Genomic DNA, 15,912 nt, shown 5'->3' with positions numbered 1-15,912 from the left:
CGATGCTGGCGAACCTTGCCTTGCTCGAGATGAGCCGACGCAAAAAACCCGCTGGAGTCAGCGCGTACCGCGCTCAGCCACTGCGGGCTCGCTGTGCCGCAAAACTCGCAAGGTTTGCAGCACCAGGCGCACATCACCCCAGAAGGAGCGGCTTCTGATGTAGTGGGCCGAAATTGCCAACTTCATCGGCAAGACCTGCTCCACATAGCAACGCTCGGGGTCGGCGGCCTCAGCCAACAAGCGGCTCTCGTCGCGATATTCAATAGACGCCAGATCGGTGATGCCCGGGCGCACCGACAGGATCAGCGCGTGCATGTCTGCCGGGTAGAGCGCCACATAGCGCGGCACCTCCGGCCGCGGGCCCACCAAACTCATCTCCCCGCGCAGCACATCCCAGAGCTGAGGCAGTTCATCGAGCTTGTGGCGTCTCAAAAAATGCCCCGCGCGGCTGATGCGGGTGTCCCGACCTATCGTGATCTGCGGCCCCAATGCAGGGGCATCCGCCCTCATGCTGCGGAATTTGTGAATTGCGAACAAACGCCCTTGCCGTCCGACCCGCTGCTGCAGGAAAAACACCGGTCCCGGTGAGTCAAGCTTGACCCAGATTGCGATCAGCAAAAGCAAGGGCGACAGCAAGAGCAGCCCCAAGGCCGCAGCCAGCACATCGAAAAGACGCTTGGCAAACACTTGACTCACCCCAGCGCGATAGCCCTGACCGCGGCAATGACGCGCTGCACGTCGGCATCGCTCATGGCCGTGTACAGCGGAATGCTCAGCATGCGCTCGAACGCGCGCTGCGAATGCGGGAACTGCTCGGCGCGGAGCTGGTAGCGATCGCGCCAATAGGGCTGCAAATGCAAAGGGATGTAGTGGACGCTGCAGCCAATGCCCGCGGCGAACATGCGCTCGATGAATTCATCGCGGCTCATCGCCAAGCCGTCTGCAAGGCGCAGCACGAACAGATGCCAGGAATGCACATCGCCCGCCTGGGCCCGTGGAGGCAAGACCAAAGGCAGATCGGCAAAGGCGGCCAAATAGGCCTGCGCAATCTGCTCGCGCCGTGCCTGGAAGGCGGGGATGCGCTTGAGCTGGTGGATGCCCATGGCCGCGGCGATATCGGTCATGTTGTACTTGAAGCCTGGGGCCACGATCTCGTAGTACCAGGACGGCGTCTTGGCGGTGAAGCGATCAAAGGCATCGCGATTCATGCCATGCAAACGCATCACACGCGCCCGCTTGGCGAGCTCGGCATTGCGCGTCACCAGCATGCCGCCCTCGCCCGTCGTCATGGTCTTGTTGGCATAGAAGCTGAACACCGTGGCGTCGCTGCCCATGGTGCCGATCAACTCTTTCTCCAACGTGGTGGGCAGGGCATGGGCAGCATCCTCCAGCACGCGCAGGCCGTGCTTGCGGGCGATGTCGAGGATGGCAATCATGTCCACCGCAAGGCCAGCGTAATGAACGGGGATGATGCAACGCGTGCGAGGCGTGATCGCCGCCTCCACCCGCTTGGGGTCGATGTTCAGTGTGACCGGGTCGATGTCCACCAGCACCACATCCGCGCCGAGGTAGCGCACCACTTCAGCGGTGGCCGTGAAGGTGTGTGTGGTGGTGATGACCTCGTCGCCAGGGCCCAAGCCCATGGCCTCCAAAGCGAGATGCAGACCCGCGGTGGCAGAGTTGACCGCGACACACTCTATCTGCGGGTCACCCAGAAAGGCGGCAAAGTCCTGCTCGAAACGCTTGGCCTTGGGGCCGGTGGTCACCCAGCCCGAGCGCAGGCTGTCGACCACCTCGTTGATCTCGTCCTCGCCAATCTCGGGCAAGGCGAAAGGCAAGAACGGCGCTTGAGGCAACTGAGAACTCATGGTGACTTTTCGATCACGGCCAGCACATGGGTGCGCAGCCAGGGAATGCTGTTGAACAGGGTGTAAGCCTGCGGATGCAGTTGGCAGACCCGACGGGCCAGTGGCGGCAGCAGGGTCAGGCGTTGCCAACGGATCTGCTCAGCCTCCGGGAACAGCGCCCGCACGCGTTTCAGCGGCACGCCTCGCACATCGGCATTGCGTGGATTGTCGACGATGAAGTCGTACCACAGCACGGCGCCGCCCGGTTTCAGCCAGCGCCACATGGCCTGCGCGACGGCCTCCTGCACGGCATCGCTCAAGATCGACGAGAAGACCGTCGACTGCAGGATCAGATCCTGGCTCAGCGGCTCGATGGCGGCCGTCGACGCATCGCCGAGATACAAGTTCAGCGCATCCGGCAAACACTGGCGCGCAGCGGCATGCCGCTCGGGCAGCAGCTCCACGCCCTGCACATGCTCGGGCCTCAAACCGAGGCGCAAGAATTCCAGCAAGTTGCCACCGGCGCCACAGCCTACCTCGGTCAAACGCCAATCCGAAACGGCACCGGGCCGCACCGCCAGCTCACGCAAAAGAGCTCGCTGCCGCTCCTGCAGCATCTGCCAGACCTCGGGTCGCAGCAGGCTGTAGCGGTCGCCCAGGCCCGCCTCAGCACGACGCTGGTAGCGCTGGGCAATAGCGTCCAGCTCGGTCTGGCCTTGATTCATGGCTGCGTTCCTGTTTCGGTGACTTGCACCAAGGCATCAAGAAAGCGTCGCGCCAAGACGGGGTAGCTGTGCTCAGCCAGCACAAAGACCCGGCCGCGCTCGCCCATGGCCCCGCGCTCCTCAGCGCTCAGGGCCGCCAGACGCAGTACGCCATCCGCCACCGCTTGTGCGTCCTCGGGCGGCACGGTCAGGCCGGCGCCGGCCTCGCGCACCGGGTCATTGCCGGCGTCCACCGAATGCAGCACCGGGCGGCGCGCCATCATGTAGTCCATCAGTTTGTTGGGCGCGATGCCAAAGCGGTAGATGGGCGTGCGCTGCCAGCCGATGTAAGCGATGTCAAAGCGGGCCAGCAAGGCGGGGATTTGCGATTTGGGAATCGCATCGAAACAGCGCACCTGGCTCAGGCCCTCGGCATCGATGCGGGCCTGCAGCCGCGCCTTCTCATGCCCGCCGCCCACCATGACGATGGCCACACGCCGGGCCGGGCTGCCTTCGGGCGCTTGCTGCAAGAGACGGGCCGCGTCAAGCAGCACGTCGAGCGCATTGGGCAGGCCATGCGAGCCGGCATAGCCCAACACCAACTGCCCTCGGGCAGCCAGCGCATCCAGGTGAGCGGCCAATTCGCCTTCGAGCGCAGCAGGCGGCACCGAGTCTGACCACTCGTCCAGCGCAATGCCGTTGGGCACGATGTGCAGCTTGCGCAGGTCCAGGCCATGGGCGGCCATGTGTTCATGGACCTTGGGCAGCATGGACACCACCACATCGGCGTCCCGGTAGGCGTCGTTCTCGGCCTTCTGGCAAATCATCGCGAAAGGATGCAGCGGCGACATGCCCGAGAGCTCGATAGGCGAGAGCGGCCAGAGGTCATGGACCTCGTACACCATCTTTGCCTGAGCCTGACGCGCAATCTTGCGCGCCACCCAGATGTCCATGGGGTAGGTGCTGGACGCGATCACGGCATCGGGCTGAAAGCCCTCGGCCAGGTTCTTGGCATCACCCCAGACCTGCCGGCAGAAGGACCAGATATTGCGCAAGCGCCCCACACCGTTGCCTTGGTACTCGGGCGTGTCGTACCAACAGTAATGCACGCCGTCGATGATCTGCACGCCCGGCTGCGGTTCGGCGGCACGCACATGCGACCTCACCGAGCCGAGAATCAGCACCCGATGGCCCATGCGCACCCATTCGCGCGCCAGGTAGAAGGGACGGAATTCCATGCCATGCTGGGGGGAGCCGGCGTAATGGTTGATAAGCAAGATGCGCATGGCCTCAGGGCGCTCCGATCAGTTCGCGGTACAGCCCCAGCAGCATCTGCTCTGCTTTCGGCCAGTGATAGTCGGCCAGCACTGCCGCGCGGCCGGCTTGCCCCATGGCGGCGGCCGCAGCGGGATCAGCCAGCATCTCGCTGAGCACAGCGGCCATGGCCTCGGGGTCGCAGGGGTCGACGCAACGCCCGCCACCGCTGCGTTCCAAGATGTCGCGCCAGAGCGGGAAGTCGCTGGCCAGCACCGGCAGCTCGGCCGACATGTATTCGAACATCTTGATCGGCAAGGCATCGAGATAGCTGGGCATGGGCAGCAATGTCACCAGACCGATGCGGCTGCGCGCGAGCACATCACGCACCTGCTCTCGCCCGACCAGGCCCAGATAGTCGACGCGCGACCAGCCCGGCTCGGCGCGCAGTTCGGCCTCGAAAGCGGCGTCCTCGAAGGCACCGCACAGCGTCAGGCGAAGCCCCGGCACCAGGGCAACGGCGCGCACCATCTGCAGCAGGCCACGGGTTCGCATCAAACCGCCGACATAGCAGGCACGGCGCTCGCGAGCGACGGGCCGGCCGGGCGGCGCCAACTCGGTCAGAAAGGGGAAATTGGAGACATTGACGCTGCGGGCGGCCACGCGGGCGAAGCGCTGCGCAATATGCGGCGTCGAAGCGACCACGGCGGCCAAGCGACGCACCTGACGGTTCTCGTAAATTTCAAAAAGGCGCGACAGGAGGGGTCGCAGGGGCGCCGATATCCACTGTTTGGTGAGGATCTGGCGCGGCACGTCTTCGTGCGCGTCGTAGATCACAGTCAAGCCGCGCGCCGCCAGCTTCACGGCCAAGGGCAGCAACTCGGGGTCATGGACATGGACCAAGGCGGGCCGAAGTGCCAGTACCGCCTGCAAGGCTTGGCGCGGCTGCTCGCGCATGCGCGCCAGGCGGCCCCGAGGCCGGGCGCCGATGTCGACAATACGCACACCGTCCAGAGCCGCATCGCCACGGCCATCGCCGACGACCTGGATGACTTCATATCCAGCACACGCCAGCGACACGCATTCCTTGCGAAAAATGCGGATGTCGTCACGCGGGTGCACGGTGGTGACGTGAACGATGCGCGTCATGCCGCCCCCAGCGCACGGCCACGCCCCAGGGCGCGCCCGGGTCGACCGGGCTCTTCAAAGTACAGCCGGCTCCACACCGCCAGATTGAGCAAACGCAGGCGCGTGGCCAAGGGGGCAGTGGCCAGGTCCAGGCCCTGGGAGTCGGCCAGCTCCGCCACCAGAGCGCTGCCCGCCAACTGCTCACTCAGCCAGCCAGCCAGAGGGCCACCCGACCCGAACCAGGCGGCCTCGGGAATGGCCCAGCCCAGCTTGTCACGGCGCCACAAGACCTCATCGGGCAGCCGGCCCTGCATGGCATGGCGTGCCAGCCACTTGGTCCAGCCGCCATGAATGCGATAGGCCAGCGGCAGCTGCGCCAGGAAGTTGACCAGGCGCCAGTCCATGAAGGGCATACGCGACTCGACCGACCAGGCCATGGCTGACTTGTCGGCGTAGAACAGCAAGGTCTGCAAATGGGTGGAGAAATCGCGGTGCAAGGCCTGGTCCAGGTTCTCACCCAGACTCTGGCCACGGCCCAGCTTCTTGAGTACGGCCTGCAGACCTCCGGCCCCGAGCACGCGGCGGCCGGCGTGTCCGGCCAGCCCGGTCAGCAGCAGGGAACCGATGCCGGGAATGGTGCGGTGCAGGGCACGCGCATGAGCCAGCGCCTCGCGAGTTCCCGACTGCACCAGCAAATTGCTGGCGTAATAAACATAACCCGCCAACTGCTCGTCTGCACCCTGCCCATCCAGGGTGACCACGACACCGCGCTGCGCCACCAGGGCATAGGTGTGCCAGCTCGACATCAAGGTGTTGATCGGGGGCACATCCAAGGCCCAAATCATGCGTTCGTGCTCGACCGGAATGTCCTGCCAACGCGGTTGTATCAGGTTGGAGTGCACGCCAAGACGCCGAGCGACCGAATCGATGAAGCTGCTTTCGTCGGCCTTGCGCAAGTGCTCCTGATAGCCGGCCGACATGCCGACGCCATCACTGCCACTGGCATAGACGCTGGAAAAGACCTCCTGCTGCTTGACGATGCCACGGCGCTGCAGGTCCTCGTTGACCAGCATGGCAATCTGCGAGCTGTCGAGGCCACCCGACAAGGCGGTGCCGAAGCGCACGTCCATGCGCATGCGCACGCGCACGGCGTCCTGCATCAGAGATCGATACTCTTCGGCGAGGCGATCCCCTTCCTGGGCATTAAAGGGCCTGAGCAAGGCTTCGGCATCGACCTGCGGTCCATCCCACCAGGGTTTGGGCTGCAAGCGGCCCGGCTGATCCAGCTTGAGCTCGGCCCAATGGCCGGCCGGGAAGCTCTGGATGCCTGCAAACAGGGTTTCCCTGCGCCAGGATTCGGGGCCAGCCTGCAACCAGCGGCCACAAGCCCCTTCGGCCGGGCGAGCTGCGATCTGCGGATGGGCCAGCAAGGCCTTGATCTCCGAGGCCAGGGCCAGCTCACCATCACTGCCTTGCCACCAATACAGCGGCTTGACGCCGTAGCGATCCCGCGCAATCAAGAGCCGCCGCTGGCTGAGATCCAGGATCACGCAGGCCCACATGCCGTTGAGGCGACTGAAGGCTTGCTCCCCCCACTGTGCATAGGCGGCAAGCAGAACCTCGGTATCGCTGTCGGACTGAAAGCGATGACCCAGCCCTTCCAGGACGCGGCGCTGCTCAACATGGTCGTAGATCTCGCCATTGAAGACGGTGACCAGATGGCCGCGGCGCATGGGCTGATGCCCTTGCGGAGAGAGGTCAACGATGGACAGTCGCCGATGTCCGAGGCCGATGCGCAGGCGCTGTGCTGGCGCAGCTTCGATTCGGCCGCTCGGCCGCGACTCGCTGGCCTCTTGCAGCACGGCTGCAGGGGTCTCGGCACCCGCGAGCAGGCGCAAACCCTCGCCACTGTCGATCATGAAGCCTTCACCGTCAGGGCCGCGGTGCCGCAGCTGGCGGGTCATGGCCAGCAAAGCGGACAAAGGCACCTGGGCCGAGGGACTGAACAGCGCTACCAGACCGCACATGGATCAAAGGTCTCCAGACAAAGGGGCACCGGGCCGACGGCCCAGCACATCGCGATAGAGCGCCAACAAAACCTCCGCTTCCTGATGCCAGCCCAGGCCCGCAGTGCGCTCGGCCAGGCCAGCGCGCAAGGCCTCACAACGCGCACGGTCCAAGCCGCGCAAGGTGGCGCGCAGGGCCGAAACTTGAAGCGCCGTGCACCAGCCGGCGTCATAGCGCTCGACAAAACGTCGCTGCTCGGGCAAGTCCGACACCAGCACCGGCAAGCCAGCCAGCGCACATTCGAACAGCTTGTTGGGCAAGCAATAGCGGTTGCTCAAGCAGGTGTCCATGATGAAGGAAACCCCGATATCGGCGCCGGCCGCATGCCGGATCACCTCCTGGGGTGGCACCGCCGGATGCAAATGGATGCGCGAGCACTGCGCCGCCTGCGCGGCAATCTGGTTGGCCAGGATGCCATAGCCCATGAACACGATGTGGTGGGGCTGATCGGCGTCGGCGAAGGCCTCCATCAGCTCGGCAATACCGCGGCCCGGCGACAAGGCTCCCAAGTAGATGAACAGCAGCGCATCGGCCGGCACACCGCAACGGGCGCGCAGGTCCACCGCCGCAAGCGGGCCGCTCGGCCGCAGTGGGAGATTGCGCACCAGGGCGGGCCGAACTCCGGGATAGGTCTGGGCGTACCAGTCGCAGATCGACTGGCTGACGCTGATGCAGCCGTCGGCGCGGCCGATCAGGCGCCGCTCGGTCCAACGCGCCAGGGCCACGCGCAGCTTGGAACGCTCGCCCTGCTCGGTCTCCAACTCATGGGCGTCATAAACCAGGCGAGCGCCCGAGCGGGCCTTCAGCTGCACGCCAATCGGCAGGGGGTCCAGGTCATGGCAGTGAACCACCGACAAAGACTGCTGGCCGTAAATCTGAACGATGCGATGGCGCCATTCGGCAAACTTGAAGACCTGACCGATCAGGCCCTTGGACCATCCACGGCTGCTCAAGCTGATGCGGCGGACGTTCAATCCATCGATCACCTCATGCTCGGGCAAACCGGGCTCATTCAGGCCGACGATTTCGATCTTTGAAAACAGACCCGAGTCGCGCAGCGTGGCAGCCTCCTTCAAAACTCGGGAGTCATTGCGGACCGTGTTGCGAACGATATGAAGATTGATCATGGCCTCGGGTTTCAAGACTGGCGCTTGGCCTAGGGCTGGCCTGCCGGACGGCTGAGCCGGCGCGCCATCAACACATAGACGGCGTACAGCGCCGCATACCCCCAGGCATAGCTCAGCAAAGCCGGCTTGAACTGTGCCGGCAAGCCCAGTGCTGCTGCGGTGAACAGCACCAGGGCCAGCTGCCAGATCAGGTCCAGACCTTGCCGCTGGGCCAGGAAGAACATGAAGCTCAAAGGGCTGGCCACCACGCGCAGCGCGAACAGAGGCAGCAGCCAAACCGCAATCTGCCCGGCTCTGCGCCAGGACTCACCGAACACCAGTGCGAACAGCGGCTCCCCCGCGGCCCCCACCAGCAGCGCCAGCAAAAGCGCCATCACCAGCAGCAAACGCAAGGCATGGTCGAAGGCGAGCGCGCATTCACCCCGCTCAGCATAGGCGCGAGCACTGTCGCGCCGGAACACGTCCAGCACACTGGATGCCACCAAGCCGATGGCGGCGCCCAAGGTGCGCTGAGCCAAGGCCAGCAAGCCCGCAGCCTCAGCCCCGAACCGGGACCCGACCCAGACGACGGGAAGCTGCTCCGCCACCGTACCTAGAACACCAGCGGGCAGGGCCAAGGCCACAAAGCGCCAACGCCGTCGCAGAAAGCTCGCAGCGCTGTCGGCACCCGCGTCCACCGGCCGACTGTCAAGATGGCGGCAACGCAGCCAGATCCAGAGCATGGCCAGACTCAGCCCAAGGGCCATGCCCAACGCAAGCGACAGCGCCTCCGGTCGCCACAAGACAGCCAGGACCTGGCTGCCCGACAAGGCAGCGGCCTGAAGGACTCGAAAGCCGCTCAACAAAGCGAACCGCCCCTCGGCGCTGAGCCACAGCTGCAGCGCACCGGACGCCGCCAGCAGCATGGCCACCAGCGGCCCGAGGCCCAGAAAGGCCGCCGGAACCGCTGCCCAAAAGCCCAGCTGGCTGGCCGCAGCCACGAGCAAGGCCAGCACGGCACCGACAGCGGCAATGGTCCGCAGCACCGAACGCAGGGCCAGCCGCCGCTCCGGCCCGGCCGGCTCCAAGGGCAAGGCGGTCTCGTAGCGCAAGGAGAGGAACACCGAGGCCACGCTGAACAGGCCCAACCAAGCCGCATACAGGCCGAACTCGGCAGGCAGCAGCAGGCGCGCCAGCAAGAGAGAGGCCAGGATCGGGATCCCCTGGGCCAAGGCCGAAGCGCTGAACAAGGCCCCGAGGTCGCGCCAATAGGGCGTCAGCATGGGCCGCATCAAGAAATCGCAGCTGCCGCGCGCAGCGGCTCAGCCCGCCAATGCCTGGCGCAACGCCGCACAGACGCGATCCTGGTCAGCAGAACTCAGATCGGCACTCATGGGCAGGCTCATGACACGGCGAGCGGCGCGTTCGGCCTCCGGGAAACTCTGCCCGCGGCCATGATGTGCATAGGCCGGCTGCTGGTGCAGCGGCTTGGGGTAATGAACCGCCGTCGGCACGCCTGCGGCCTGCAAGGCCTGCTGCACGGACTCGCGTGTGTCGACTGACAAAGTGAACTGCGCCCAAACGCAATTTCGATCGGCCCGAACAGCCAAGCGCTGCACCGGCAGATCGACCAGCAGCTCCTGGTAGCGCGCACCGAGTTCCAGGCGCCGCTGAATCTCCCAGTCGAAACGCTCCAGCTTGGCCAGCACGATGGCGCATTGCAGCGTGTCCATGCGCCCGCCGACACCCAGCCGGGTGTGGGTGTAGCGCTGGCTTTGGCCATGCACGCGGATCTCGCGCGCCGCTTGAGCCAGCGCGTCGTCATCGGTGAACAAGGCTCCGCCGTCGCCATAGCAACCCAGCGGCTTGCTGGGAAAGAAGCTGGTGGCGCCAAAGGTGGACAGGCCGCAGCTCTTCTTGCCCTTGTAGCTGGCGCCAAAGCTCTGAGCGGCGTCCTCGATCACGGCGATGCCGCCGTGGCGGGCGGCAATGACGTTGATCTCATCCATGTCGCAGACCTGGCCATACAGGCTGACCGGCATGATGGCTCGGGTGCGCGGCGTGATGGCGGCCTCGATCAGGCGCACATCGATATTGCAGGTGTCGGGCTCGATGTCCACGAACACAGGCACGCCGCCCAGAAGCACGATCACCTCGGCCGTGGCTGCAAAAGTAAAGGGGGTGGTGATCACCTCATCGCCGGGCTTCAGATCCAGGGCCATCAACGCAATCAGCAAGGCCTCGGTGCCGCTGGACACGGTGATGCAATGCTTGACGCCCACATGGGCTGCCAGCTGGACTTCCAGCTCCTTGACCTCGGGCCCCATGATGTACTGACCATGGTCCAGCACCTGCTGGATGCGGGCGTCGATGCGGGTCTTGAGCGCAGCGTACTGCGCCTTGAGATCAATGAAAGGCAGGGCATTCGTCGTGCTCACGCGAGGCTTCCTTCTGTCACGAGCACACAGCGTGCACCGTCTGTTTGCAGTTCGTACACATCACCGGTGTGCGGGCATTGCGCCCGCCCCTGAGCGTCGAATTCCAGGCGCTCACCGAAACGGCTCATCCAGCCGATACGCCGCGCCGGCACACCGACCATCAGGGCGAAATCGGGCACATCTTTTTGCACCACGGCCCCCGCGCCGATGAAGGCATGGGCGCCGACCGTGCTGCCGCAAACGATGGTGCAGTTGGCGCCCAAGGTGGCGCCGCGTTTGACCAGGGTGCGGCGGTACTCGGCCTTGCGCGCCACGGCGGCGCGCGGGTTGTAGACGTTGGTGAACACCATGCTGGGGCCACAGAACACATCGTCCTCCAGCGTTACGGCGTCATAGACCGAGACATTGTTCTGAACGCGCACGTTGTCGCCGATGCTCACATCGTTGCCGACGTAAACACCTTGGCCGAGCGAGCAGCGAGCGCCAATCCTGGCGCCCGGGCTGATGTGGGCGAAATGCCAGACCTTGCTGCCTTCGCCCAGCTGCGCACCGTCGTCAACGATGGCGCTGTCGTGTTTCCAAAAACTCATGATGACCGGATGCGTCAGTTTCAAAACACCAGGGGCAAGCCGACGCGCTGGCCGTCACGCGCGCTGCGATAGGCCGCGATCAGGATCTCCAGCGAGCGCAAGCCCTCGTAGCCATCAACCTGGGCGCTGGCCTCGCCGCGCAGGGTCTTGATGACGTTGTCGTAGTAGAGCGGGTGGCCGAAACCGTAGACACTGCCCGTGTCATAACTGGCCGCCTGCACGGCGGCATCATCCGGGTGCGGCTCGGCGAATTGCCAGTGCTCGATCTTGTTGACCGCCGTGCCACCGATCTTGACCGTGCCCTTCTCGCCCAGGATGGTGATCGAGCCTTCCAGGTTCTGCGGGAAGGTCAGCATGGTCACATTGATGGAGCCCAGGCCGCCGTGGCGCAGGCGCACGCTCATCACACCGGTGTCCTCGGCCTCGATGTCGCGCGCCAGGGTGGCGGTGTAGGCATGAACGCTGTCCACCGGACCGACCAGCCAATCCAGCAGGTCGACGTAATGGCTGGCTTGATTCATGAAGGCGCCGCCGTCCAGATCCCATCGGCCGCGCCAGGGCGCGGCGTCGTAGTAACTTTGCGGTCGGCTCCAAAACACATTGACCGTGGACAAGTAAATGCGGCCAAAGCGCCCTTGCTCGATCGCCTGCTTGACGCGCTGCACGGTGGCATTGAGCCGGTTTTGCTTGACCACAAAGAGCTTGACCCCGGCGTCGCGACAGGCGCGCACCATGGCCATGCCCTCGTCGAACTTGGTGGCCATGGGCTTTTCGCTCAGCACATGGAGGCCGGCGGCCGCCACTGCACATGCTTGCTGAGGGTGCAAGCCACTGGGCGTGGCCAGCACCACCACATCGGCGGCGCAATCTGAGGCCAGCAGGGCATCCAGGGATGCAAAGCCCGCCACGCCGGTGGTGGCCACGGCGGCGGCCAGGCTCTCAGGCTTGTGGTCGCACACCGCCACCAGCTCGGCCCGGCCCGCATGGGCCTGGATGGCTTCGATATGGTTTTTAGAGATGCGGCCACAGCCGACCAGGGCGAAGCGGATCGGACGGTCAAGAATGGGGTCGGGCAGGCGCATCGGGCGGGGTAAAAGTGGAGTTGCAGCAGGCAATCAGAGGGCGGATTCTAAGAGCCGCACCCATGCCGCCATGCCACTGCGCCTAAAATCAGCGCAAATTCAACGAGTTGATGATGACCCAGCACACCCCTCCCGCTCCGCACCACGCCCCTGCAGCCCAGGACGAGAACCAGCTGATCACCGAACGCCGCGAGAAACTGGCCGCCCTGCGCGCCAAGACCGCCGTCCCCTTCCCCAACGATTTCAAACCCCAGCACCGCGCCCTGCCGCTGACGCAGCGCTATGGCGATCTGGACAATGAGACCCTGGAGCCGCAGGCCGTGGCCGTCTCGGTGGCCGGCCGCCTGATGCTCAAGCGCGTGATGGGCAAGGCCTCCTTCGGCACCCTGCAAGACGCGACCGGCCGCATCCAGCTGTTCGTCACCAAGGACGGCGTCGGTGAGGAAAGCTACGACGCCTTCAAGCACCTGGACCTGGGCGACATCGTCGGCGCCGAGGGTCAGCTGTTCAAGACCAAGACCGGCGAGCTGTCGGTGCGCGTCAGCAATCTGCGCCTGCTGACCAAGAGCCTGCGCCCCTTGCCGGACAAATTCCACGGCATGGCCGACCAGGAGCAGAAATACCGCCAGCGCTATGTCGACCTGATCACCGACGAACACGCCCGCGCCCGCTTCATCGCCCGCTCCAAGGCCGTGTCCTCGATCCGCAGCTTCATGGTCGAGCACAGCTTTCTGGAGGTGGAAACGCCGATGCTGCACCCGATCCCGGGTGGCGCGAATGCCAAGCCTTTCATCACCCATCACAATGCGCTGGACCAGGAGATGTACCTGCGCATCGCGCCGGAGCTCTACCTGAAGCGCCTGATCGTGGGCGGCTTTGAGCGGGTGTTCGAAATCAACCGCAACTTCCGCAACGAAGGCATCTCGGTTCGGCACAACCCCGAGTTCACGATGATGGAGTTCTATGCGGCCTACTGGACGCACCATGATCTGATGGACTTCACCGAGGAGGTGCTGCGCCACGCCGCGCGCGCCGCCACCGGCAATGCCCGGGTCAGCTATGCCGGCAAGGACGTGCATCTGGACGAGCCCTTCGCCCGCCTGTCGGTGCGCGATTCCCTGGTCGCCCATGCGGGCCTCAGCGCCGAGCAGGCCGACGACGCGGAGCTACTGCGCGCCAAGCTCAAGGACCTGGGCGAAGAAGCGCCCAAGCACTGGACCCTGCCGGAGCTGCAATTCGGCATGTTCGAAGCCGTGGTGGAAGAGAAACTCTGGCAGCCGACCTTCATCATCGACTATCCGGTCGAGGTCTCGCCCCTGGCCCGTGCCTCGGACAGCAACCCCAAAATCACCGAGCGCTTCGAGCTCTTCATCACCGGCCGCGAGTACGCCAACGGCTTCTCCGAGCTGAATGACGCCGAAGACCAGGCCGCCCGCTTCCACGCCCAGGTGGCCAACAAAGACGCCGGCGACGAGGAAGCGATGTTCTTCGACGCCGATTTCATCCGCGCCCTGGAATACGGCATGCCTCCGACCGGCGGCTGCGGCATCGGCATTGACCGCCTGATGATGCTGATCACCGATTCGCCCAGCATCCGCGACATCATCTTGTTCCCGGCATTGCGCCGCGAAGCCTGATCAAGAGCTGAGTTGACGTGTACAAAAAGGGGAGGCCTCGGCCTCCCCTTTTTCCTTTTTAGGCGCCAGCTTTCAGCGCTTGCCGTGCCTGAAGACTGGCGCGCGCTTGTTCAGGAAGGCATCCATGCCCTCGCGCTGATCGTCGGTGCCGAACACGGCGTAGAAGACGCGGCGCTCGGAGGTCACGCCTTCCTTCAGGCCGCGCTCGAAGCTGCGGTTGACCAGTTCCTTGATCAGCTGCAAGGCCGGGGCGCAAAAGCCATTGATGGTCTCGGCCGCCGCCAGGGTTTCTGCCAGCTGCTCCCAAAGACTCACCCCACCCTCCCCTGTGTGGCCAGCGTGTGAGCGGCGCATGCGCGGAGCCGTAGCTGCAGCGTAGCGAGGACGCTGGAATCGGCAACAACCATCGGCATCCAAGCATTTCGTGAGGACCAGCACGGAAGCAGGCCAGCAAAACAAACATATTTATCAAATAAAGCCAGACAATCAGCTCAACAATTGATTCAAATCATTTTTATCAATTGACTCGAGACACGTTCTAGGGCCCTTGGGAGAGCAGGATGCACAGCACTGACAGCCGTCCGAATCGCTTGCCCGCCGATGGCCGGATGCCGCTGGAGCTGGCTGCTTCTCCGCCGTGGCAAGCAGCGCTTCTGCTGCTGCGCCAGCGACTGGCCCAGGTTTCATTTGGCTGGCTGGGCGCCCTCGCCGTCGCGCGCGAAACTCAGAGCACCGAGGCAAACGCTGAGGTCTGGCTGGCGCGCTTGGATGAGGCCAGCGAACTCTGGCGCGGCCATCTCAGTACTGCCCAAGCGCAAATTCAGACCGCCACCGAATCGGTCATTCAAGGCTTTGGCGAAGTCCTGGTGCATCTGGACGCCATCATCGAACAGCCCGATGGCGCCCCGTGCAAATCCGATGCCTTGGACGCGCGTGCGGACATCCTCAGCCAATGCGAGCAACAGCTGCGCAGCGTGACGCAACGCTTCCACCTGTTCCTCAACGCGAGAGAACAGCTGCTTGGCGACGTGCGATCACTGGCCGGCACCTCGGCCCAGCTCCAGGACATGGCCGAAGAGGTGGCCACTTTGGCGCGCCAAACCAATCTGCTCTCGATCAACGCGGCCATCGAAGCTGCCCGTGCGGGAGAGAGCGGCCGAGGCTTCGCCGTCGTCGCCGCCGAGGTCAGGCGTTTGTCGACCGGATCCGGCGATACAGGCCGCCGCATAGGCCAACAAGTCACCGGCTTCACGGACCGCATCCAACAAATCTTGCAGCAAGCCACCGCCGACCAGGCCACAGAAAACCAGGTTTTTGAAACTGCAGAGCGCAGCATCGATGAGGTCGTCCAGCAGGTCGACCGCGCCGTAGCGGCCCTCCATGAGCGGGCTGCTGAACTGAGCCGTCGCGGTGCCGCGGTGCGCCAGCAGGTCGAGACCCTGATGGTCGCCCTGCAGTTTCAGGATCGAGTGCAACAAATGCTCGAGCAGGTGAGTGCATCGATCGAGCGCGGCACGAAGCAGCTGAGTCAAGCGCTGCGCTCAGGCCAGCCCCCTGATGCCTCGGACTGGCAAGCCCTGCTCAGCGAAGGCTACACAACGCCTGAGCAACGCCAACTGGCGGGCTCGCCAAGGCCTGAAGCGGCGCGTGGCGCCAAGTTGACCTTCTTCTGAACCCGGAGGCCGTGATGCCCAAACTGATCCTCATCGTCGACGACTCCAGCTCTTTGCGCATGGTCGTGCGCATGGCGCTGCAAAGGGCCGGCTATGACGTGCTGGAAGCGCATGACGGCCTCCACGCTTTGGAAGAACTCGAAAAAATCGGACGCGTCAACCTGATCCTGAGCGACGTGAACATGCCGCGCATGGATGGCATCACTTTCGTTCACAAGCTGAAGGCGCACCCGCGCCATCGATTCACACCGGTGGTGATGCTCACCACCGAAGACCAGGACGCCATGATCGAGAAGGGCCGCGCGGCCGGCGCCAAGGCCTGGCTGGTCAAGCCCTTCGACCCCACGCAGTTGCTGACTGCCGTGGCACGTTTGGTGCAAGCCTGA

The 15,912-nt window shown here is 64.7% G+C and carries 15 protein-coding genes; 3 read left to right on the top strand and 12 right to left on the bottom strand.

Features of this window, described 5'->3' with window-relative positions; all coding sequences use genetic code 11:
- Positions 1-57: 57 nt before the first annotated feature.
- From LNV23_RS14590 to LNV23_RS14540, 11 genes are read right to left on the bottom strand one after another with little or no spacing between them, the layout of a single operon-like run.
- Positions 58-696 (bottom strand): sugar transferase, encoded by a 639-nt coding sequence (locus LNV23_RS14590; RefSeq protein ID WP_318023240.1) that lies wholly within the window; start codon positions 694-696, stop codon positions 58-60.
- The gene (locus LNV23_RS14585; protein ID WP_263563629.1) at positions 693-1,868 is read right to left on the bottom strand and encodes a DegT/DnrJ/EryC1/StrS family aminotransferase; all 1,176 of its coding nucleotides are present in this window, start codon (positions 1,866-1,868) and stop codon (positions 693-695) included. The genes LNV23_RS14590 and LNV23_RS14585 overlap by 4 nt, the downstream gene beginning before the upstream one ends.
- Positions 1,865-2,572 (bottom strand): class I SAM-dependent methyltransferase, encoded by a 708-nt coding sequence (locus tag LNV23_RS14580; protein ID WP_263563628.1) that lies wholly within the window; start codon positions 2,570-2,572, stop codon positions 1,865-1,867. The genes LNV23_RS14585 and LNV23_RS14580 overlap by 4 nt, the downstream gene beginning before the upstream one ends.
- A complete protein-coding gene (locus tag LNV23_RS14575; RefSeq protein ID WP_263563627.1) occupies positions 2,569-3,837 on the bottom strand; it encodes a glycosyltransferase family 4 protein in 1,269 nt (422 codons plus the stop codon). The genes LNV23_RS14580 and LNV23_RS14575 overlap by 4 nt, the downstream gene beginning before the upstream one ends.
- Before the next feature lie 4 nt (positions 3,838-3,841).
- Positions 3,842-4,954, bottom strand: coding sequence for a glycosyltransferase (locus LNV23_RS14570; protein WP_263563626.1), 1,113 nt, complete (start codon positions 4,952-4,954; stop codon positions 3,842-3,844).
- Positions 4,951-6,960 carry an asparagine synthase (glutamine-hydrolyzing) gene (gene asnB / locus LNV23_RS14565; RefSeq protein ID WP_263563625.1) on the bottom strand — a complete coding sequence of 670 codons (2,010 nt, stop codon included), beginning with the start codon at positions 6,958-6,960 and terminating at the stop codon, positions 4,951-4,953. The genes LNV23_RS14570 and asnB overlap by 4 nt, the downstream gene beginning before the upstream one ends.
- A 3-nt stretch (positions 6,961-6,963) precedes the next feature.
- The gene (locus LNV23_RS14560) at positions 6,964-8,127 is read right to left on the bottom strand and encodes a glycosyltransferase (RefSeq protein WP_263563624.1); all 1,164 of its coding nucleotides are present in this window, start codon (positions 8,125-8,127) and stop codon (positions 6,964-6,966) included.
- A 29-nt stretch (positions 8,128-8,156) separates the two neighbouring features.
- Positions 8,157-9,389 (bottom strand): oligosaccharide flippase family protein, encoded by a 1,233-nt coding sequence (locus tag LNV23_RS14555; protein ID WP_263563623.1) that lies wholly within the window; start codon positions 9,387-9,389, stop codon positions 8,157-8,159.
- Positions 9,390-9,428: 39 nt separating this feature from the next.
- Entirely contained in the window at positions 9,429-10,526 is a 1,098-nt protein-coding gene (locus LNV23_RS14550; protein ID WP_263563752.1) for a DegT/DnrJ/EryC1/StrS family aminotransferase, read from the bottom strand.
- Between the two features lie 14 nt (positions 10,527-10,540).
- Entirely contained in the window at positions 10,541-11,134 is a 594-nt protein-coding gene (locus tag LNV23_RS14545; protein ID WP_263563622.1) for an acyltransferase, read from the bottom strand.
- A 20-nt stretch (positions 11,135-11,154) separates the two neighbouring features.
- Positions 11,155-12,216 carry a Gfo/Idh/MocA family protein gene (locus LNV23_RS14540; protein WP_263563621.1) on the bottom strand — a complete coding sequence of 354 codons (1,062 nt, stop codon included), beginning with the start codon at positions 12,214-12,216 and terminating at the stop codon, positions 11,155-11,157.
- Between the two features lie 110 nt (positions 12,217-12,326).
- Between LNV23_RS14540 and lysS the strand changes: the two genes are divergently transcribed.
- The gene (gene lysS, locus LNV23_RS14535) at positions 12,327-13,853 is read left to right on the top strand and encodes a lysine--tRNA ligase (protein WP_263563620.1); all 1,527 of its coding nucleotides are present in this window, start codon (positions 12,327-12,329) and stop codon (positions 13,851-13,853) included.
- A 72-nt stretch (positions 13,854-13,925) separates the two neighbouring features.
- Here lysS and LNV23_RS14530 read toward each other — a convergent pair whose 3' ends face one another.
- Positions 13,926-14,168 carry an enoyl-CoA hydratase-related protein gene (locus LNV23_RS14530; protein ID WP_318023239.1) on the bottom strand — a complete coding sequence of 81 codons (243 nt, stop codon included), beginning with the start codon at positions 14,166-14,168 and terminating at the stop codon, positions 13,926-13,928.
- Between the two features lie 245 nt (positions 14,169-14,413).
- Between LNV23_RS14530 and LNV23_RS14525 the strand changes: the two genes are divergently transcribed.
- Together LNV23_RS14525 and LNV23_RS14520 are read left to right on the top strand one after the other, a co-directional pair.
- On the top strand, positions 14,414-15,526 hold the full coding sequence (locus LNV23_RS14525; RefSeq protein WP_318023238.1) for a methyl-accepting chemotaxis protein: 1,113 nt from the start codon (positions 14,414-14,416) through the stop codon (positions 15,524-15,526).
- 14 nt (positions 15,527-15,540) lie between these two features.
- Positions 15,541-15,912 (top strand): response regulator, encoded by a 372-nt coding sequence (locus LNV23_RS14520; protein ID WP_263563619.1) that lies wholly within the window; start codon positions 15,541-15,543, stop codon positions 15,910-15,912.

It is taken from the genome of Kinneretia sp. DJ1R-11, assembly GCF_025717595.1.
In the GTDB taxonomy this organism is placed as follows: Bacteria; Pseudomonadota; Gammaproteobacteria; order Burkholderiales; family Burkholderiaceae_C; genus Paucibacter_A.
This window is presented reverse-complemented; position numbering and strand designations above follow the sequence as displayed.